17 protein-coding genes are annotated in these 20,242 nt (G+C 73.2%); 11 read left to right on the top strand and 6 right to left on the bottom strand.

Annotated elements, in window-relative coordinates; translation table 11 throughout:
* Positions 1 to 21: 21 nt before the first annotated feature.
* The gene (locus P696_RS0107030) at positions 22 to 1,458 is read right to left on the bottom strand and encodes an NCS2 family permease (protein ID WP_026411775.1); all 1,437 of its coding nucleotides are present in this window, start codon (positions 1,456 to 1,458) and stop codon (positions 22 to 24) included.
* Between the two features lie 150 nt (positions 1,459 to 1,608).
* Positions 1,609 to 2,004 (bottom strand): hydroxyisourate hydrolase, encoded by a 396-nt coding sequence (gene uraH, locus P696_RS0107025; RefSeq protein WP_026411774.1) that lies wholly within the window; start codon positions 2,002 to 2,004, stop codon positions 1,609 to 1,611.
* A gap of 231 nt (positions 2,005 to 2,235) precedes the next feature.
* On the opposite strand from uraH, the gene P696_RS0107020 reads away from it, so the two are divergent.
* The 7 genes from P696_RS0107020 to P696_RS0106990 all read left to right on the top strand — a co-directional run bounded on the left by P696_RS0107020 (position 2,236) and on the right by P696_RS0106990 (position 11,652).
* Positions 2,236 to 3,558: a helix-turn-helix domain-containing protein gene (locus P696_RS0107020; protein ID WP_026411773.1), complete on the top strand. Its 1,323-nt coding sequence runs from the start codon at positions 2,236 to 2,238 to the stop codon at positions 3,556 to 3,558.
* A 133-nt stretch (positions 3,559 to 3,691) separates the two neighbouring features.
* Positions 3,692 to 5,125, top strand: coding sequence for a DUF5685 family protein (locus P696_RS0107015; protein ID WP_026411772.1), 1,434 nt, complete (start codon positions 3,692 to 3,694; stop codon positions 5,123 to 5,125).
* A gap of 60 nt (positions 5,126 to 5,185) precedes the next feature.
* A complete protein-coding gene (locus P696_RS0107010; protein ID WP_026411771.1) occupies positions 5,186 to 6,874 on the top strand; it encodes an AMP-binding protein in 1,689 nt (562 codons plus the stop codon).
* Positions 6,875 to 7,038: 164 nt separating this feature from the next.
* A complete protein-coding gene (locus tag P696_RS52110; RefSeq protein WP_051467006.1) occupies positions 7,039 to 7,644 on the top strand; it encodes a copper resistance CopC family protein in 606 nt (201 codons plus the stop codon).
* A gap of 6 nt (positions 7,645 to 7,650) precedes the next feature.
* The gene (locus P696_RS0107000; protein WP_034483377.1) at positions 7,651 to 9,681 is read left to right on the top strand and encodes a bifunctional copper resistance protein CopD/cytochrome c oxidase assembly protein; all 2,031 of its coding nucleotides are present in this window, start codon (positions 7,651 to 7,653) and stop codon (positions 9,679 to 9,681) included.
* Between the two features lie 82 nt (positions 9,682 to 9,763).
* Entirely contained in the window at positions 9,764 to 10,996 is a 1,233-nt protein-coding gene (locus P696_RS0106995; protein ID WP_034483373.1) for a sensor histidine kinase, read from the top strand.
* Positions 10,954 to 11,652: a response regulator gene (locus P696_RS0106990; protein WP_211245650.1), complete on the top strand. Its 699-nt coding sequence runs from the start codon at positions 10,954 to 10,956 to the stop codon at positions 11,650 to 11,652. Before P696_RS0106995 ends, P696_RS0106990 begins: the two co-directional genes overlap by 43 nt.
* Before the next feature lie 51 nt (positions 11,653 to 11,703).
* Here P696_RS0106990 and P696_RS0106985 read toward each other — a convergent pair whose 3' ends face one another.
* Positions 11,704 to 12,816, bottom strand: a complete 1,113-nt coding sequence (locus P696_RS0106985; RefSeq protein ID WP_084336910.1) for a S1C family serine protease — start codon at positions 12,814 to 12,816, stop codon at positions 11,704 to 11,706.
* A gap of 210 nt (positions 12,817 to 13,026) precedes the next feature.
* Here P696_RS0106985 and P696_RS0106980 point away from each other — a divergent pair, with 210 nt between their 5' ends.
* Positions 13,027 to 14,127, top strand: a complete 1,101-nt coding sequence (locus P696_RS0106980; RefSeq protein WP_026411766.1) for a baeRF3 domain-containing protein — start codon at positions 13,027 to 13,029, stop codon at positions 14,125 to 14,127.
* Between the two features lie 72 nt (positions 14,128 to 14,199).
* Here P696_RS0106980 and P696_RS43810 read toward each other — a convergent pair whose 3' ends face one another.
* Entirely contained in the window at positions 14,200 to 15,954 is a 1,755-nt protein-coding gene (locus P696_RS43810) for a hypothetical protein (RefSeq protein ID WP_051467003.1), read from the bottom strand.
* A gap of 101 nt (positions 15,955 to 16,055) precedes the next feature.
* Between P696_RS43810 and P696_RS0106970 the strand changes: the two genes are divergently transcribed.
* Genes P696_RS0106970 through P696_RS52105 form a run of 3 tightly spaced genes read left to right on the top strand, consistent with a single transcriptional unit; the run spans position 16,056 to position 18,846 of the window.
* The gene (locus P696_RS0106970) at positions 16,056 to 16,730 is read left to right on the top strand and encodes a response regulator transcription factor (RefSeq protein ID WP_026411765.1); all 675 of its coding nucleotides are present in this window, start codon (positions 16,056 to 16,058) and stop codon (positions 16,728 to 16,730) included.
* On the top strand, positions 16,727 to 18,304 hold the full coding sequence (locus P696_RS0106965) for a sensor histidine kinase (RefSeq protein ID WP_084336908.1): 1,578 nt from the start codon (positions 16,727 to 16,729) through the stop codon (positions 18,302 to 18,304). Before P696_RS0106970 ends, P696_RS0106965 begins: the two co-directional genes overlap by 4 nt.
* Positions 18,301 to 18,846, top strand: a complete 546-nt coding sequence (locus tag P696_RS52105) for a GerMN domain-containing protein (RefSeq protein WP_051467001.1) — start codon at positions 18,301 to 18,303, stop codon at positions 18,844 to 18,846. Before P696_RS0106965 ends, P696_RS52105 begins: the two co-directional genes overlap by 4 nt.
* Positions 18,847 to 18,874: 28 nt before the next feature.
* On the opposite strand, the gene P696_RS0106955 is transcribed toward P696_RS52105, so the two are convergent.
* Both P696_RS0106955 and P696_RS43800 read right to left on the bottom strand, forming a co-directional pair.
* Positions 18,875 to 19,591: a metal-dependent hydrolase gene (locus P696_RS0106955; RefSeq protein ID WP_211245649.1), complete on the bottom strand. Its 717-nt coding sequence runs from the start codon at positions 19,589 to 19,591 to the stop codon at positions 18,875 to 18,877.
* Positions 19,592 to 19,756: 165 nt separating this feature from the next.
* The gene (locus tag P696_RS43800; RefSeq protein WP_051466999.1) at positions 19,757 to 20,164 is read right to left on the bottom strand and encodes a winged helix-turn-helix transcriptional regulator; all 408 of its coding nucleotides are present in this window, start codon (positions 20,162 to 20,164) and stop codon (positions 19,757 to 19,759) included.
* Positions 20,165 to 20,242 lie beyond the last annotated feature (78 nt).

Raw genomic sequence — 20,242 nt, 5'->3', positions numbered from 1 at the left:
CCTGTGCACGTCAGGACGCCACTATTTGACGCCGAGCACTTCCTCGATGGGGTGCAGCCCGAAGTAGGCGAGGAAGATCAGCGCGATCACCCAGATCAGCCAGTGCGTCTCGCGGATCTTGCCGCGGGCCAGCTTGATGAGGGTGTAGGCGACCACGCCCGCGCCGATGCCGTTGGTGATCGAGTAGGTGAACGGCATGAACACGATGGTCAGGAACGCCGGGATCGCGATGTCCAGGTCGTCCCAGGTGACCTTCGCGACCTGCGTCATCATCAGCGCGCCGACCAGCACCAGGGCGGGCGCGGCGGCCTGTGCCGGGACCACCGCGGCGAGCGGGGTGAGGAACAGCGTGACCGCGAACAGCGCGCCGGTGGCGATGTTGGCCAGGCCGGTGCGCGCGCCCTCGCCGATGCCGGCCGCCGACTCGACGAACACGGTGTTGGCGGACGAGCTGGTCAGGCCGCCGAGCGCGGCGGACAGGCCGTCCATGGTGAGGATCCTGCCGAGGTTGGGGACCTCGCCCTTCTCGTTCACCAGGCCCGCCTCGTCCGAGAGGCCGAGGATCGTGCCCATCGCGTCGAAGAACCCGGACAGCACCAGGGTGAACAGGACGACCAGCGCGGTGATGAACCCGGCCCGCCCGAAGCCGCCGAACACGTCCACGTTGAACAGCAGGCCGAAGTCGGGGGTGGCGAAGAACTTCTCCGGGACGTCCGGGACGACCACGCCCCAGCCCTCCGCGGGCACCTTGGCGTTGGCCTGGACGATCACCGCGACCACGGTGGCGGCGACGATGCCGATGAGGATCGCGCCCGGCACCCGCCGCACGTAAAGGACGATCATCAGGACGAGCGCGATCGCGAACACCACCGCGGGCCAGCCCATGAGCTTGCCGCCGGTGCCGAGCGCCAGCGGCGGGCTCGTCGCGCTGGAGCTGATGAACTTGGCGTCGTAGAGGCCGACCAGCGCGATGAACGCGCCGATGCCGACCGCGATGGCGTGCTTGAGCGCGAGCGGGATCGCGTGCATGATCCGTTCCCGGATCCCGGTGACCGCGAGCAGCACGATCACGATGCCCTCGATCACCACCAGGCCCATCGCCTGCGCCCAGGTCATCACCGGCGCGGCCTGGAAGGCCACGACCGCGTTGATGCCGAGCCCGGAGGCCACCGCCATCGGAGCGTTCCCGACCAGGCCCATGATGATCGTCGCGATCGTCGCCGACAGCGCGGTCATCGTGGTGAGCTGCGGGATCGACAGCTGCGCGCCCGTGACGTCCTTCGCCCCGCCCAGGATGATCGGGTTGAGCAGGATGATGTAGGCCATCGCGAAGAACGTGGTGACACCGCCGCGCAGCTCGCGCGCGACCGTCGTCCGCCGTCCGGTCAGGTCGAAGACGCGGTCCAGCGGGCCGCGCCCGCCGGGAGGCGGCGTGTCATGGAGGGTGGCTTGCGACATCAGGCGTGCTCCGGTGCGGGGATCGGGCTGGATGGATTCGGTGCGCACAGAATCACGTCTGCGGCCTGCACAGATTAGTCGGAACGGTGTTACGGGAAGGTTACCTGAACGTCCCCTTCGAGAAACGGGCGCACGCCGTGTTCCGCCAGGTCAGGCGCCCCGGTAGGTGGAGTAGCCGAACGGCCCGAGGGCCAGCGGGACGTGGTGCCGCTGCCCGGTCCCCGTCACGAGGAAGATGATCGTGATCTCGGGGTAGTACGACTCGGCGTCCCGGGCGGCGTAGTAGCGGCCCGACCCGAACCGCAGCCGGTAGGTCCCCGGAGCCAGTTCCGGGACCTCCTCCGGGGCCCGGCCGGGCTCGTCCTCCTCCGCCGGGACGGCCTCCTCACCCGGCAGGGGGGACGACAGGTCCCAGCGGCCCGCCGGGTCGGTCTCGCCCTCCCGGACGAGTCGCCAGTTCTCCGCGTCGTAGTGGTCGAGCCGGACGGGCACGCCGACCGCGGGCGTCCCGCTGCCGGTGTCGAGGACATGGGTGGACACGCTCATGACCGCTAGTACAGCAGGAGCCGGGGCGTCCGGCCGAGGGGGCGCGCGGGGGCGGCGCGGAGGGGGGTGTCCGCTATAGCCTGCCGTGAGGCGGAACGGGAGGGTCCGGATCCGTTGAATCCGGACCCTGACCGGGCGCGATCCGGGCAGACTGGAAGATCGACACGTTTTCTTCCCATGCGACGTGCGGCGCACGGCGCGGGGGGGACCTGGCAGGCGGGTGGTTCGAACATGGATCGGGAGACACTGGGGCAGCGGATCCGGGCGCTGCGCATCCGGCAGGGCATGAGCCAGGCCCAGCTCGCGTACCCCGAGCTGTCCGACAGCTACATCTCGCTGATCGAGAGCGACAAGCGGGTGCCCGCGCCGAGCGTGGTGGACCTGCTCGCGACCAAGCTGAGCTGCTCGCCGACGTACCTGGTCAGCGGGGTCGGCGAGGACGTGGTGGACGAGCTGCGGGTCACCCTGGACTACGCCGAGATCGCGCTGCGCAACGGCGCCGCGGCCGAGGCCCGCGCCCGGTTCGCCGACGTCCTCGCCAGCCCGGACGCGGTCGCCCTGCCGGACATGCTGCACCAGGCCCGGTGGGGCCACGCGCTGGCGCTGGAGGCGTCCGGCGACCTGGAGCAGGCCATCGGGGAGCTGCGCGCGCTGAGCGGCAAGGCGTCCGCCGAGCACGACCCCGACCAGTGGACCCGCGTGCACGTCGCGCTGAGCCGGTGCCTGCGCGAGCGCGGCGACATCAGCGAGGGCGTCCGCGTCGCCGAGGACGCGCTGCGCCAGCTCGCCGCGACCGGCGCCGACACCACCGACTCGGCCGTCCACCTGGGGGCCGCGCTGCTGGCGGCGTTCATCGAGCGCGGCGACCTCGTGCGCGCGCGTCAGCTCGCCGCGCAGCTGGTCGAGCGCGCCGACCGCGGCGCGGGCCCGGCCGCGCGGGTCGCCGCGTACTGGGAGGCCGCGTTCGTCGCCGAGGTGCGCGGCGCCTACGAGGAGGGCGTCGAGCTGGCCGAGCGCGCGCTGCAGATCGCCGGGGAGTTCGGCGAGACCGACGGCGCGCCGGACGGCGACCTGCGCAACCTGGCCCGGCTGCGGGTCAACTACGCCGGGCTGCTCCTGCGCGCGCGTCCCGACCAGGCCGGACGCGCCCGCGACCTGCTCGCCCGGGTGCGCGGCGAGATCAACGCCAGCGCCGCCGGGGAGCTGGACGTGGCGTGGTGCCTGACCGAGCTGGCCCGCGCCGAGACCGCGACGGGCCGTCCGGCGGAGGCCGTCGCCCGCGCCGAGGAGGCCCTCGACCTGCTCGGGGACGCGCCGCGCCGGGCCACGGCGGTCGCGCTGACCGTCCTCGGCGAGGCGTGCGTCCGGCTGGGGGAGCGGGGGCGGGCGACCGCGTCGCTGGCCCGGGCGGCGTCCTGCCTGGAGCGGATGGAGTCGTCCCGGCAGGCCGCGCAGACCTGGTTCGACCTCGCCGAGCTGCTCGCCGAGAACGGCTCCCCGGACGACGACCGGATCGCCGCCTACGGGCGCGCGCTGGCCTGCGCCGGAGTCTGATTCCCGGCCGGTTCCGGGTCTTGATCTCTGGTGTCCCCTTCCCGGCATAATGTCGCGCGACATGCGTGGTGCGACGCATGTCGTGAGGCGTTCGGCCGTGGGGGAAATCGGCCGCGGGGGAAGAGGTCCGGGGATGTTCGGTGTGGTGCGGCCCTGTCGTCATGTGCTGCGGGGCAGGCTGTTCGAGGACTGGATGGCGCACCTGTGCGGGCTGTGCCTGACCCTGCGGCGCGAGCACGGCCAGGCCGCCCGCGTCGTCACCAACTACGACGGGCTGATCGTCTCGGTGCTGGTCGAGGCGCAGGCCCCGGAGACCTCGCCCCGCCGCGCCGCCGGTCCGTGCGCGCTGCGCGGGATGCGGGGCGCGCGGGTCGTGCGGGCGCAGGCGGAGGGCGCGCGGCTGGCCGCCGCCGCGTCCCTGCTGCTCGCGGCGGGCAAGACCCGTGACCACGTGGCGGACGGGGACGGCCCGTACGCGCGCCGCCTGGTCGCGGCGGCGGCGTCCCGGATGGCCGACCGCTGGGACGAGGCGGGCGGGCGGACCGGCGCGGCGGTCGGGTTCGATCCGTCCGTGCTGCGCGACGCCGTCGCCCGCCAGCCCGAGCTGGAGCGCGCGGCCGGGCTCGGGCTGCTGGAGCTGACCGAGCCCACCGAGACCGCGACCGCCGCGGTGTTCGCGCACACGGCCGTCATCGCCGGTCGCGAGGGCAACGCCGAGGCGCTGTCGGAGGCGGGACGCTTCTTCGGACGTCTCGCGCACCTGATCGACGCCGTCGAGGACATCGGCGAGGACGCCGCCACCGGCGCGTTCAACCCGCTGCTCGCGACCGGGACGTCCCCGGCCGAGGCGCGCCGCGTCTGCGACGACGCCCTGCGCGGCCTGCGGCTGGCCCTGGCGGACGTCGAGATGGAGAAGCCGCAGCTCGTCCGGGCCCTGCTGAACCGGGAGATCGGGCGCACGGTCGACAGCGTCTTCGACCCGTACCCCGAGGCGCGGCGCAAGCACGCCCGCTCGTGCAAGGTCCCGCACAAGGACCCACAGAAGGCCCCGCAGAAGGGCCCGGAGTCCGTCCACGGTCAGTACCCGCCCCCGCCGCCCGGCCAGTACCCGCCGCCCGGCGGACAGCAGCCGTACCCGCAGGGGCAGCAGTATCCGCAGCAGTACCCGCAGGCTCAGTACCCCGGCCAGGCGCCGCAGCCGGGCTTCGGCCAGGGGTACGGCCCGCCGCCCGGCCAGCCGCCGCACGGTGGCGGCGGGGGAGGCGGGGGCGGCTGGTTCCCCGGAGGCGCGGGGTTCGGGCGCGGCAGGCACAAGCCGAAGCCGCCGCGTCCGGGCTTGCCGATCCCCTGCTTCACCGGGACGCTCGTCTGCGTGACCTGCGGGGTGTTCCAGCCGGAGTGGGCCGAGTACGCGGGCCATCCGTGCGAGGAACGCTGCTGGTGCACCCGGCACTGCTGTGACAACTGCGACTGCTCGGGCTGCGGCGGCTGCGGCGACTGCTGCAACTGCTGTGACGACGGGTGTTGCGGCTGTGACTGCGACTGCGGGTGCTGCGACTGCGGGTGAGGACGCGGGGTCCTCCGGCACGCTGTTGACCAAGCGATCGCTTGGTGACACGCTCGGGGCGTGCCGCACGCGACCTTCGCCGAGACGCTGCTCGCGCGGTCCGGGGACCCCCGCCGGGGCCTGCTCTTCGAGGACGACGCGTACACCTGGGACGAGGTGGTCCGGGCGGCCCGCGCCCGGGCGGCCTGGACGACGGGCCTCCGCCCGGCCCCGGACGGCCGCGCCCGGCACGTCGGCGTGCTGCTGGAGAACGTCCCCGAGTTCGTGTTCTGGATCGGGGCCGCCGCGCTCGCGGGCTGCACCCTCGTCGGGATCAACCCGACCCGGCGCGGCGCCGGGCTCGCCGCCGACATCCGGCACACCGACTGCGACCTGATCATCACCGACGCCGCGCACGCCCCGCTGCTGGACGGCCTGGACCTCGGCGTCCCCGTCCACCGCGTCGACTCCGCCGCCTACCGGGACGCGCTTCCCGCGGGCGCGGACGAGGACGAGGCGGTGAAGCCCGCCGACCCGTCCGACCGGTTGCTCCTGCTGTTCACGTCCGGCTCGACGGGCGCGCCGAAGGCCGTCTCGTGCGGGCAGGGACGACTCGCGGACATCGGGGCCAACGCGTCCAACATGGGGATCGGACCCGACTCGGTCACCTACGCGGCGATGCCGCTCTTCCACGGCAACTCGGTCATGGCGAACCTCGCGATGGCCGTCCACGAGGGCGCGGCGGTCGCGTTGCGCCGCCGGTTCTCCGCGTCCGGCTTCCTCCCGGACGTCCGCAGGTACGGCGTCACCTACTTCAACTACGTCGGACGCGCCCTGGCCTACGTCCTGGCCACCCCCGAACGCCCGGACGACGCCGAGAACACGCTGGTCTCCGCGTTCGGCACCGAGGCGTCCGCCCAGGACATGGCCCGGTTCGGCGCGCGCTTCGGCTGCCGGATCATCGAGGGGTACGGCTCCAGCGAGGGCGCGATCGCGATCCACAAGGTCCCGGGCACCCCGCCGGACGCCCTGGGCGTGCCGCGGCCGGGCATCGAGGTCGCCGTCCTGGACCCCGGGACCGGCGCGGAGTGCCCGCCCGCCCGGTTCGCCCCGGACGGCACCCTGCGCAACCCGGACGACGCCATCGGCGAGCTCGTCGGCCTCAACGTCGCCGCGTCCTTCGAGGGCTACTACAACAACCCCGAGGCCGACGCCGAGCGCGTCCGCGACGGCCTCTACTGGAGCGGGGACCTCGGCTACCGCGACGCGGGCGGCTACCTCTACTTCGCCGGACGGACCGCCGACCGGCTCCGCGTGGACAGCGAGAACTTCGCCGCCGCGCCGGTCGAACGCGTCCTGGCCCGCTGGGACCCGGTCGTCATGTGCGCCGTCTACCCCGTCCCCGACCCCCGGACGGGCGACCAGGTCATGGCCGCCCTCGAACTGGCGGACGGACGCCCCTTCGAGCCGGACGCCTTCGCCGCCTTCCTCGCCGCCCAGCCCGACCTGGGGACGAAGTGGGCCCCGAAGTTCGTCCGGATCGTCCCGGCCATGTCCCTCACCGCGACCGGCAAGGTCGACAAGCGGCCCCTCCGCCGCCAACGCTGGGACGGCCCCGCAGGCACGGGCGGCGCTGCGGACGCGAGCGGCGGCGTCTGGTGGCGTCCGGGCCGGGACCTGGCCTACGAGCCCCTGGACGCCGCGACCGCCGAGGCCGTCCGCGCCGAGTTCGCCCGCCACGGCCGCGCCCACGTCCTCGGCACCGTCTGACCGAGCCCGGCGTCGTGTGACCGCGTGCGGTCCGCCTGCGCGGCGGCGTGTGACCCGGCGCGCTCCGGGACGTTGATCAACGACCCGGAGCACGGCCATCGCGGAGCGTCAGTAGGGTGGTGGAGGCTCATATCGATTCGACTCTGGAGAACTCCGGTCCCGCCATGAAGACCTCCATCCCGCGCCGGCTCGGCCTGCTCGCCGCGCTGGTCACGGTGCTGACGACGGCGTTCGGCGCGCTGCTGACCACACCGGCGCTGGCCCACACCCGCCTGGTGGGCAGCACCCCGGGCAAGAACGCCACCGCCGCCTCGGTCACCGAGGTGAAGCTGGTGTTCAGCGACCGGATCGGCTTCGCGAAGGTCCTGGTCAAGGACAAGGCGGGCAAGGAGTACCAGGCCGGGGACGCCCGGCGCGGCGGCGCCGAGGTCACGCAGAAGCTGACCGGGCCGCTGCCGTCCGGCGACTACACCGTCTCCTACGCCGTCGTCGGCGCGGACGGCCACCGCATCGAGGGCTCCGACCTGACCTTCACGGCCGTGGGCGCCCAGCCGACCGGCGGCGCCCCGACGGCCGCTCCGAACGCCGCGTCCCCGGGCACCCCGCCCGTGGGGGCGAGCGTGCGGAGCTCGCCCAAGGCCGAGGCGAAGGAGTCCTCGAACGGCGCGGCCCGCTGGGTGATGATCGGTGTCGGCGCGCTGCTCGGGATCGGCATCGGCGTCCTGATCGTCTCCCGCGCCAAGCGCAAGCACCCCTCCTCCGGTGAGTAGGAGATCGTGAACGCAAGCACTCTCCGGGTCGCCCGCGCGGCCCTGGCCGCCCTGGTGGCGGCCGTCGCCGTGCTCGTCGCGGCGCTGGTCCTCGGCGGCGCCGTCACCGAGAAGATCATCCCCGGGCTGGGGGACGCGGGCGCGCTGACCCGGTGGGGCCTGCCCTTCTCCCGCCTGGTCATGGACCTGGCCGCCGCGCTGACCGTGGGCGCGCTGATCGCCGCCACGGCGCTGCTGCCGATGACCGGCGCGGGCGGTTCCGGCAAGCCGTCGCTGTCGGCCTCCGCGCTCGGCTACCTGCGCGGTGCGTCCTGGCTGGCCGCGCTCTGGGCCGCCGCGGCCGCCGCGAACCTGGTGTTCACCGTCTCGGACGTCCTCGGGCAGCCGGTCGGCGACATCGTCACCGGCAGCGAGCTCAGCTCGTACGTCGGGCAGCTCCCGCAGGGCACGGCCCTCATGCTGGTCGTGCTGATCACGGTCGTGGTCGCGCTGCTGTCGCGGACGACGACCACGCCCGCCGCCGCGTTCGGGCTGCTCGCGCTCGCGATCGTCGCGCTGCTGCCCGCGCCGCTGACCGGGCACTCGGCGTCCGCCGCGAACCACTCGGTCGCGGTGACCGGCGTCGCGCTGCACGTCGGGGCCGTCGCGCCGTGGGTCGGCGGGCTCGCGATCCTCGCCGCGCACGCCCTCGCCGGACGCGACGGGCTCGGCGTCATGGCCGCCCGGTTCAGCCGGATGGCGCTCTGGTGCTACGTGATCGTCGGCGCGTCCGGGCTGGTCAACGTGATCGCCCGGCTGCCCGACCCGGCCCAGCTGCTCGACACCGACTACGGACGGCTCGCCCTCGGCAAGATCGTCGCGTTCGCCGTCCTCGGCTGGTTCGGCTGGTGGCACCGCGAGCGGACGCTGACCCGGATCGAGAAGGGCGAGGCAAGGGCGTTCGCCAGGTTCGCGTCCGTCGAGGCCGCCGTGATGGCCGCCGCCATGGGCCTGGCCGTCGCGCTCGCGCGCACCGCGCCGCCCGCGCCCTCGGAGATCGAGAGCACGGTCAAGTCGCTGATCGGCTACGACCTCCCGCCCGAGGTCGGCCCGGCGCGGCTCGCCACGCTGTGGCAGTTCGACTTCTTCTTCGCCGCGCTCGTGATCGTCCTCGGCTTCGTGTACGTCGCGGGCGTCCTGCGGCTGCGGCGGCGCGGCGACTCCTGGCCGATGGGCCGGACGGTGTCCTGGTTCGTCGGGCTGCTGACGATCGTCGCGGTGACCGAGACCGGCGTCGCCAAGTACGCGCCGATCCTGTTCAGCGTCCACATGGTGCAGCACATGGTGCTGTCCATGCTGACCCCGATCTTCCTGGTCGTGGGCGCGCCGGTGACGCTGGCGCTGCGCGCCCTGAAGCCCGCCAGGGTGCGCGGGGACCGGGGCCCGCGCGAGTGGCTGACGGCGCTGCTGCACTCGCGGTACGTGTCGTTCTTCGCGCACCCGGGCGTGGCCACGATCATCTTCGTGGCGTCCACGTTCGCGCTGTACTTCACGCCGCTGTTCGAGTCCGCGATGCGCAACCACCTCGGGCACATCGCGATGATGTCGCACTTCCTGCTGTCCGGGTCGCTGTTCTACTGGGTGCTGATCGGCGTCGACCCCGCGCCGCACAAGCTGCCCTACCCGGGACGGCTGATCCTGCTGTTCGTCACGATGCCGTTCCACGCGTTCTTCGGCATCGCCCTGATGAACCTCGGGGCGCCGCTCGCGCGCGCCTGGTACACCGCCGTCCACCCGGACTGGGGCACCTCCATCCTCCAGGACCAGCACACCGGCGGCGCGATCGCCTGGGGCTTCGGCGAGATCCCGACCTTCATCGTGCTGATCTTCCTGGCCTTCCAGTGGTTCTTCGACGACCAGCGCCGGGCCCGCCGGGAGGACCGCCGGGCCGACCGCGCCGCCGCGCGCGGCGAGCGCTCCGCGGCCGACGACGAGCTCGCCGCCTACAACGACCGCCTCGCCCGGCTCGCCCGGCGCGAGGAGGAACGCGGCGACTGACCGCCGCGTTCCTCCGGACGCGCGGCAGAAGCCCCCCGGACGGGGGAGGCGCGCAGGTCACCGGGTCTGTAAGGATCGTCGCGTGGTTCGACTCCTGCGCACGGTCTCCGACCGGACGACCTGGCGGCGCTGGGCCTATCTGGTGATGGGCGCGGCGCTGCTGATGCCGTATTGGTTCCTGCTGATGGTCCTCGTCGGGCTGTCACCCCTGAAGGGGCCGGGGTCGGTGACGGCGATGCTGCTGCTGCCGATCCCGGCCGCGGTCGTGACCGGGATGGTCCCCGGGGTGCGGCAGGTGGAGGGCACGGCGGTCAAGGAGCTGCTCGGCGGACGGCTCGCCGAGATGAACGTGCCGGTCGCCCGGTCCCTGCGGGCCCGCCTCGGCACCGGCCTCTGGTTCAGCCTGCACCTGCACGTCGGCGTCGTGATCGGCGCGGCCAGCCTGGCGGTGCCGCCGTTCGCGGCGGTGCTGACGACCTTCCCGCTCTTCGGCTGGGGCGTCCTGGACGACCCGCGCAGCCCGCTGTACGCCTGGAAGCACAGCGGCTACCAGTGGCTCGCGCCGCCCGCCGGGCTGGCCTGCGTCGTCGCGCTGCTCGGCCTGATCGTGGTCGCGGGACGGACCCTCACCGCGCTCGCGCCCCGCTTCCTCGGCCCCACCGCCGAGGAGCGCGTCGTGGAGCTGGAGGAGCAGGCCGCCAAACTCGCCGAGCGGAACCGGCTGGCCCGCGAGCTGCACGACTCGGTCGGGCACGCGCTGAGCGTCGTGACGCTCCAGGCGGCCGCCGCGTCCCGCGTCCTGGACAGGGATCCGGACTTCGCCCGCGAGGCGCTCACCGCGATCGAGGAGAGCGCGCGGGCCGCCCTGGCCGACCTCGACCACGTGCTCGGCCTCCTCCGCGAGGACAAGGCCCGGACGACCCCGCAGCCGACCCTCGCCGACCTCGGGCGGCTCGTCGAGCAGACCAAGCTCGCGGGCGTCGAGCTGGACCACGGCGTGGACGACGCCGTCGGGGGCGTCCCGGCGGCGGTGTCGCGGGAGGCGTACCGGATCGTCCAGGAGGGGCTGACGAACGCGCTGCGGCACGCCGGGAAGGTGCCGGTGACGCTGCGCATCACCGTCGCGGAGAACCGGCTGAACGTCCTGGTGGCCAACCCGCTGAGCGGGACGCCGAGCCGGACCCGGGACGGCGGCGGACGCGGTCTCGGCGGCATCCGGGAGCGCGTGACCGTGCTGCGCGGCGACATGGCGGCGGGCCCGGCCGGGGGCGAATGGCGCATGGAGGTGTCATTGCCGCTAATGTCCGGTGCGTGACGATCAAGGTGCTGCTGGTGGACGACGAGCGGCTGATCCGCGCCGGGCTGGCCGCGATCATCAACGCCGAGCCCGACCTGACCGTGGTGGGGGAGGCGGCCGACGGGGCGGACGTGCCGGACGCGGTCGCCCGGACCGCCCCGGACGTGGTCCTGATGGACGTCCGGATGCCCCGCCTGGACGGCATCCAGGCGACCCGGCGGCTGCTCGCGGCGGGCGGGACCCCGCCCAAGATCATCGTCGTGACGACGTTCGAGAACGACGAGTACGTCTACGACGCGCTGAAGGCCGGCGCGGACGGCTTCCTGCTCAAGCGGACGCGCCCGGAGGAGATCCTCCAGGCGATCCGGACCGTGGTGCACGGCGAGAGCCTGCTGTTCCCGAGCGCGATCCGCACGCTGGCCGCCGAGCACGCGCCCGGCGGCGGGCCGGGCGGCGGCGCGGACTGGCACGCGCGGCTCACCGAGCGCGAGGCGGACGTCCTGCGCCTGGTCGCGCGGGGCCACTCCAACGCCGAGATCGCGGCCGAGCTGTACGTGAGCCCGCAGACGGTGAAGACGCACGTGGGGAACGTCCTGGCGAAGCTGCAGGCGCGCGACCGCACGCAGGCCGTCATCCTCGCCTACGAGACCGGCTTCATCTCCCCGGGCGCGTAACCCGCCGACCACACCGCCAGGAGCAGGGAACTCGCCGAGCGGGCCGCGAGGTCAGGAGCCGGGGAGTTCGCCGAGCGTGACGTCCACCGACTTCTTGGAGCCGTCGGCGGTCTGCACCTCCACCTTGGCCGTGTCGCCGGGCTTCAGCTTGGCGAGGACCTCGGCCAGTTCGGTCTGGCTCGGCGTGGCGGTGCCGTTGACCTGCAGAATCAGGTCGCCGGGGACGATCCCGGCCTTGTCCGCGCCCGAGCCCCGGGTCACGCTGACCACGCCCACGGCGGTCTGCTGGAGGCTGGTCGGGTCGATGATCGTGCGGACCATCACGCCGAGCGCGGCCCGTCCGGAGTTGGTGACCCTGCCGTCCCTGATGAGCTGCGGCGCGATCCGCTGGACGGTGCCGGACGGCGTGGCGAACCCGATGCCGACCGCCGAGCCGCCCATCTGCGGGTCGGACGCGGCGGCGGTCGGGATCCCGATCACCTCGCCGTTCAGCGTGACCAGCGCGCCGCCGGAGTTGCCCGGGTTGATGGCGGCGCTGGTCTGGATGGCGTCCCCGATGGTCGCGCCCGGGAACGCGCCCTCCCGCCTGGTGGACACCTCGCGGTTGAGCTGCGACACGATGCCCTGGGTGACGCTCCCGGACAGTCCCAGCGGGTTGCCCATCGCGAGCACCATCTGACCGATCCTCAGCTTGTTCGAGTCGCCGAACCTCGCCGGACGCAGCGACCCGCCGCTCACCTTCACCACGGCGATGTCGTCCGGCGCGAACTGGCCGACGAGCTTCGCGTCCAGGGTCTTGCCGCCGGACGCCGCGGTCACCTGGATCCTGTGCGCGCCCGCGACCACGTGCGCGTTGGTCACGATGTCGCCGCTGGAGTCGTACACGACGCCGGAGCCCTCGCCCGTGTCCGTGGTGATCTGCACCACCGCCGGCAGGACGGTCCGGACGACCTTCTCGTACTGCGCCTCGACCTCGGACGCGGCGTTCCCCGCCGACACGGTCGAGGGCGGGCTGGTCGCCTCGTTCCCGCCCCGGCCGTTCTCCCGTTCCCCGCCGCCGTTGCCGATGTCGTTGCCGCCGCTGCACGAGGCGAGCACCAGCACCCCGGCCGCCGTGAGCGCCCCCACGGCCGTCCCCGCCCGTCCTTTGCCGTTGATCTGCATTGCGTACCGACCTCCCGGAGGGGTTGTCCCCCGCCCGGAAGGGCCGTGACCGTGGGGCGTGGAGCCGGTACCGAGAGTTGATCCGCGGTTGATCGGAGACTGTCCCGCGCTTGACACGACGGGATCATGATGTGCCGCTTATACCTGGTTTACCTGCGGTTCGTTAGAAAAGAGGCACAGGCAAGCTCACATCGCGTCGATCGGGGGATCATGGACGCTGCCACACTGTCCGAACTGCGCAGGCCACGCTCGTACCCGGCGGTGTCGGTCCTCATGCCGACCAACCGCCGGGCGCCGGACAACCAGCAGGACCCCATCCGGCTCCGCAACCTGCTGGCCGAGGTGAAGCGGCGGCTCCGGGACGACCCGGAGGTGCCGTCCCAGGAGGCGCACGCGCTCTACGACGGCCTGGAGAAGGCCGTGCAGGGCCTCGACCCGGCCGACGCCGAGGAGGGCCTGGTCCTGTTCGCCGCTCCGGGCGGGGAGGTGCACACCTTCACGATCGACCAGCCGGTCGAGGAGCGTGTGGTGCTGGACACCACCTTCGCGACGCGCGACCTCGTCGCCGCCTTCACCCGCCGCACCCGCTACTGGCTGCTCGTCCTGTCCGACAACAGGACCCGGCTGTGGGACGGACGCGGCGAGACGCTCACGCAGGTCGAGCGCGAGGGCTTCCCGATGTCGCCGGAGAGCCTCGACGAGGCGGTCGTCGGCAAGGCGGCGCCACCGAGCATCCGCGACGCCAACGCCCCGCACCAGCTGTTCGTCCGGCGGACCGTGGAGGCGCTGGAGAAGATCAACGCGCGGGACCGCCGTCCGGTCATCATCGCGGGCGTCGTCCGCGCCCAGGCGTGGTTCGACGAGGAGGCGGGTGGCAAGCTCACCGTCGCCGGACGGATCGACGGCGCCTACGAGGACGCGCCCGCCTCGGTCCTGATGGACCTGGCCCGGCCCGTCCTGCACGCCTACGAGGACCTGCGTGAGGTCGGCGTGCTCACCGAGCTGGAGGCCGCGCGCGGCCTGAAGCGGTACGCGGCGGGCGTCAAGGAGGTGCTGTCGCTGGTGAAGGAGGGCCGCGGCGAGCACCTGGTCGTCGAGCGCGGCTACCACCTGCCCGGCCTGCGGGGCGCGGACGGCGTGATCGACCCGCTGGACGACACCAGCCCCGGTTACGTCAAGGGCGAGGGCGTCGTCGACGACGTCGTCGACAACCTCATCGAGGCCCAGCTGGACTACGGCGGCGAGGTCACCTTCGTCTCCGACGGCTTCCTCGTCGACCACGACCGCATCGCCCTGGTCACCAGGTTCTGAATCGGAAACGGACCGAGCCCGCCCCGAAGTCTCCGGGGCGGGCTCGTCCGTTCAGAGGGACCGTCCTAGCCGTCAGCGTGGCGCTTTGAGCGAGGTCCGGACGGTTCCGGGACGGCCCGACGCGGGCCCGGGATCGGCGGTGGCGGTTCCGCAGCGCGGGTCGTACCAGGCGACCCACCGGGCCGTGCCCGCGCCGCCCGTGCGCGTGAGCCAGCCCGCCGGATGGCGGGGCCAGGTCTGTTCGGGCGGCGTCCCGTCCGTCCCGGGTGGCACGACGACCGTGCAGACGCCGGGCCCCGGCGCCTGGTGGGCCGCGTCGATCCAGCCGATCCGCGTCCACCACACCGGATTGGTCAGCTTCGTCCGCGCCACCCAGTTCAGCGAGCGGTCGGCGACCACGCCACCGCGCTCGGAAGCGGCGGGCAGCGGCGGCGGCGGGAACACGCGCTTCCCGTCGCCCATGATGTGCACCATCGCCGCCGTGTTCACCGCGAGCAGGACGAGCGCGACCGTCCGCGCGCCGCCGAACAGGCGCGACGCGACCAGCACCGCGAGCAGCCCGGTGGCGATGAGCGTCGCGAGGACGAGCCGGAACTGCGTCCGGTCCTGGGTGAGGAAGTTCGTCTCCGGGAAGTCGAACCCGATGAACTGGTGCGTCCGCAACCGCGCGCCCGCGTACAGCAGCACCGTCGCGCCCGCCTCGGCGGCGATGAGGAAGCCCGCCAGCGACGCCCGCACGGCGTTCCGCGCCGACGCCCTCGTCAGCACCGCGAGCGCGATCAGGACGTACACCAGCGCCAGCATCGCCAGGTACCGGCCGTAGGCGAAGTTCCCGACGCGGTGCTCGTCCGGCAGCGCCGCCTCCGACGCGTACGCGACGCCGAACGTGGTCGTCAGCAGCACCCCGGCCATCAGCCGCGTCTCCTTGCGGGCGAGCGCCGCGAACGTCGCGACGAGCCCGATCCCGGCCAGCCCCCACGTCCCGACGACCAGGTACCAGATCTGCCCGGACATCCCCGACAGCGACCACGCCTGCCCGGACGCGCCGGTCAGCCGCTCCTGGAGAAGACCCGCCATGTCCCGCGCGCCGTCCGGGTAGAACGAGCGCCGCAGCGCGTCGTTGACCGAGGACGCCGCCAGGTACCCGCCCGCCGTCGTGACCAGCCCCGCCCACATCGCGCGCGGACGGGTCGCCAGCAGGGCCAGAAGGTGGACGGCCAGCACGATCTCGCCGCGCGAGTGCGTGAAGCACGCGTACACGGCCACCAGGCTCGCCAGCGCGCCGTCCACGGGACGCCGCGTCCGGACGAACCGGTCGAGCAGCAGCAGCCAGCCGAGCATCAGCGTGGGCAGCAGTGCGTCCGTCAGGGCGAACATTCCGAAAAACGTCGACGCGGGCAGCAGCGACGCCGCGAACGACAGCGGCAGGGCCGCGCGTCGCCGGGCGCCGAACCGGCGCAGCGCCGCGTACCCCATCGGGAACAGCGCCGCCCCGACCAGCGCGTTGATGACGATGACGCCGGTGTAGACGGTTCCCGGGGCGTCGGTGAACCAGTGCAGCGGGCTCAGCAGCACCGGATATCCGGCCTGGTAGAACGTGTTGCCCGAGAGGTCGGCACCGGGTCCGCCGGCCAGCCACCGGGCGATCGCGAGGTAGCTGGTCTCGTCCGGGTCGGCGACCGGGCCGGTGCGGGCGCGGGCCAGCCAGAGGCGCAGCACGACCTGCGCGACGGCGCCGAACAGCAGCAGCCACGGCAGCGGGTCGCGGCGGGGTGCGGCGGCGGCCCGTGGGGCGGACGGGGCCGGGGGTGCGATGACCTGGGACATACGGCCCACCGTTCCGGCGGACCGTTGTGATCATGTTCGTGTGATGTCTGGATTTCGTGACACAAGGAGGTTGAAGATCGACAAGGACGGATAATGGTGACGTGGCGAGCATTCTCTTCGTGGAAGACGACCCCTCCGCCCGCGCCGCGCTGGAGCTGGCCCTGAGCCGCCTCGGGCACTCGGTCACCGCGCGCGCGACCGGCGAGGACGGTCTCGACGCGCTGCGCGCCCGCAGGCCCGAGATCGCCGTGCTGGACGTCATGCTCCCCGGCGTCGACGGCATCGAGGTCTGCCGGCGCATCCGCCGCGACGACACCCTCCCGGTCATCCTGCTCACCGCGCGCGGCGACGACCTGGACGTGGTCCTCGGCCTCGAGGCGGGCGCGGACGACTACGTCACCAAGCCCGTCGAGCCGCGCGTCCTGGACGCCCGGATCCGGGCCGTCCTGCGTCGCGCCGAGCAGTCCCACACCGACCGGTCCGCCTACGGCGACCTGGTCGTCGACCGCTCCGCGCTCAAGGTCACCAAGGCCGGGCAGGACGTCCGGCTCACCCCGACCGAGCTGCGGCTGCTGCTGGAGCTGACCCGCCGTCCGGGGCAGGCCATGACCCGCCAGCACCTGCTCGCCGCCGTCTGGGAGCACACCTATCCCGGCGACTCCCGGCTCGTCGACGCCTGCGTCCAGCGCGTCCGAGCCAAGATCGAGGACGAGCCCGCCGACCCCCGCCTCATACAGACCGTCCGAGGCTTCGGCTACCGCTTCACCGCCCCGTGACCCGCCCGCCGCGCTCCCTGAAGGCGCGCATTCCGAAGGCGGGCTCGCCGCGCCGCCTGGCGGCCCGTGCGGCGCGCCGGGTGGTCCCCCGTCCGGTGGCGCGCGCGGTGCGCCTGCTCAGGGGGTACTCGGCGCGATACACGATGCGGCTCCGCCCGATGGGCCTGCGCACCCGCCTCGCCGCCGCGTTCGTGGCGGTGGCGCTGGTCGCCGCCCTGCTGGCGTCCGGGATCTCCTACGTGCTCGTCCGCCGGGCCCTGCTGGAGCGCGTCCAGGACACCGAGATCATCGAGATCCGGCAGACCGTCGCGCGCTACGTCCCGGTCACCACGCCCCCGGGCGGCGAGGAGCTCGTCCGGCAGCAGCTCCTCGCCGCGCTCTACACCTCCGAGCGTCGGGTGTGGGTGATGAACCTGCCCGCCTACCAGCCGGCCGCGCTGGACGACCGCGTCCGGAACGCCGCGGCGGCGGGCGTGGGCGTCCCGGTGAGCGTGATGTTCTCCTACCGCATGCTCTCGGAGACGGTCTTCCAGCGCGTCCGGGTGCGCGGCCACGCCTACCTGCTGATCGGAATGCTGGCCGCGCAGCCCGAGCAGAGGGAACAGGAGGGCCAGAAACGTCCGCTGGTGTTCGTGTCGGTCAGCCTGCGGCGCGAGGAGACCGAACTCGCCCAGTTCACCCGCGCGCTGCTCATCGCGGACGGGTTCGCGGTGCTGCTGGCGCTCACGATGGCCCTCGCCGCGACGCGCGGCGTGCTGCGTCCGGTCCGGGTCCTCGGCCGGGCCGCGCGCGCCCTGGGCGAGGGCGACTTCTCCACCCGGATCGGCGAGCGCGGACGGGACGAGCTGACCGACCTCGTCCGCACCTTCAACCGGACGGCCGACCAGCTGGAGCACATGGTCGGCGAGCTGCGCGCCAAGGACGCCGCGTCCCGCCGGTTCGTCGCGGACGTCTCGCACGAGCTGCGCACCCCGCTGACCTCGATGGTCGCGATGGCCGAGATCCTCGCCGAGGAGGGCGACGACGCCGCCCGGCTGGTCGCGGTCGAGACCCGGCGGCTGGGCGCGCTCGTCGAGCGCCTCATCGAGATCAGCCGGTTCGACGCCGGGGCCGCCGCGCTCGTCCTGGACGACGTGGTGGTCGCCCACGCCGTCGAGGCGACCCTGGACGCGCGCGGCTGGACCGGCGAGGTCGCCGTGGACGGCCCGGCGGACCTGATCGTCCGGCTCGACCCCCGGCGGCTGGACGTGATCGTGGCGAACCTGGTCGGCAACGCGCTGCGGCACGGCGGCCCGCCGGTGAGCGTGGCGTTCCGGCCCGAGCAGGACGGCGTGGAGCTGACCGTGACCGACGCGGGCCCCGGCATCCCGGAGGACCTGCTTCCCCTGGTCTTCAACCGGTTCGTCAAGGCGGAGGCGGCCCGGTCCCGCAGCGAGGGCAGCGGGCTCGGCCTGTCCATCGCGCTGGAGAACGCCGGTCTGCACGGAGGCATGCTGGCGGTCGCCAACGGACCGGACGGCGGCGCCGTCTTCACCCTGTGGCTGCCCTCGGCGGACGAGGAGGACGAGGCATGAGACCGAGATGCCTTCTCGCGGGCCTGGGCGTCCTGCTCGCGCTGACCGGTTGCGGCGTCCGCCCGACGGGTCCGGTCGGCGCGGGCGACATCCCCCGGCCGACCGCGCAACCCAACCCGGTCGCGGTCTACCTGGTCAGGGGCGACAGGCTGGCGCGGGTCTCCCGTCCGGGCCTGCTGAACCAGCCGTACCTCGGCCTCCAGCAGCTCACCGTCGCGCCCACCGACGCCGAACGGCAGCTGGGCTACCGGACGCTCCTGCCCGGCGGCGTCACGCTGATGGCCTACGACTCCAGCGGCCTGCTGACCGTCCGCGTCAACAGGGCGAACGTGCGCTGGCCGCGGCTGCTGCTCGGCCAGGTGGTCTGCACCGCCAACGCCGCCCCCGGCATCAAGCAGGTCAGGCTCGACTACCCGATCGCCGTGAGGGTCCGGGAGAAGGGCGGCACCGGTCCCGAGGACTCCCGCAAGGTGGACGACCTGTTCAAGGAGATGGCGACCCGCTACAAGTGCGACGAGTTCGCCGACCTCATGGCGAACTGAGAGACCAGCCCGCCGCCGACGCCGCCGGTCAACCCTTGTTCAGCCATTGCGTCGCGGTGTCCCCGAGCGCCGACCGGACGGCCAGGATCGCCGTCCCCAGGATCAGCAGCGGGACGATGACGGCGTGCTCGACCTTGCCGTTCGTCTTCGGCACGACCGGTACGGCGACCCGCCAGGGTATCGGCCACAGCACCGGGCACCCCTGGGGTGTCAGGCAGTCGCCGATGATGTGCGCGAGGCAGCCGACCGTGATCGCCCACCCGACGAAGTCCATGTTCAGGTCGTGCATCCACCAGACGGCGATGGCGGCTAGCGCGCAGTCGGCGAGCGCGGACTGCGGCTCCTTGCCCTCGAAGTCCAGGCCGATGCCCCGCAGCCCGAAGCCCACGATGATGAACAGCACCGCCCACCAGGCGTAGCGCTGGTGGGACGCGAGCCAGTCGATGCCCCAGCCCATCCCGACCGCGAACAGGATCGAGTGGGTGCCGTGCCGGTGCCCGCCGGAGATCTTCCCGACCCACTTGCAGAAGTGCTGCGACGGCGGGCCGAGCGTGTTGGCGATGCGCCCGTTGTGGTGGTCGATGTCGGGCAGCAGCCCGGCCCCCGCCGCCACGATCGTCCCGGCCGCGAGCTGTTTGGTGTCGAGGTGGAACGCGTACTGGTGCATCAGGTCCGTCCGCCCCAGCACGGGGACGACGGCCAGCCATGCCAGTGCCCCGCTCAGCGCGTGCGTGTGCCCCATCATGCGCGCATCCCCGCCCCGTCCGTCCCGTCTTGCCAGGTACGGCGGGACACTATCCCGTTAGTGATCGTTTTAGCGGGCGGCACGCCGAAGGTCGCGCCTGCCCGTTCCGTCCAGCATCCCCCCGACCCGGCGGCCGTTCCAGCGCCAAGCCGGAACCCCGCAGGTTCACCGCGTGGCGGCGCTCTCGGCGGGCGTCCGGCCGGTGGTGTCGTCGTCGTGCCGGTCGCGGGCGGCCATGACCTGCTGGACGTGGGCCTCGGCCCAGTCGGCGACGGCCTGGATCGGCTCCCGCAGGGAGTGCCCGAGCGGGGTCAGCTCGTACTCGACGCGCGGCGGGACCTCGGCGAACACCCGGCGGACGAGAAGACCGTCATGTTCCATCCCGCGCAACGTGTGGGTAAGGACCTTGGGGGTGACGCCGCCGATCCGGTCGCGCAGCTGGGTGAACCGCCGCGGTCCGTCCAGCAGGGTCAGCACGATCAGCACCGACCATTTGTCGCCGATCCGGTCGAGCACCATCCGGGTCGGGCAGGACGGGTCGAAGGCGTCCCCGGGACGCATGGAGTCCTTCATGGTTTCCAAAGGGTACCTATGGATCGTTGTAGTAACCAGTATCCGATGGATACCGTACGCCACGTCGAAGGGAGACAA

It is taken from the genome of Actinomadura oligospora ATCC 43269, from assembly GCF_000518265.1.
GTDB lineage: Bacteria > Actinomycetota > Actinomycetes > Streptosporangiales > Streptosporangiaceae > Spirillospora > Spirillospora oligospora.
Note: the sequence above shows the minus strand (reverse complement) of the source record. Positions and strands in the feature narration are given on the sequence as shown.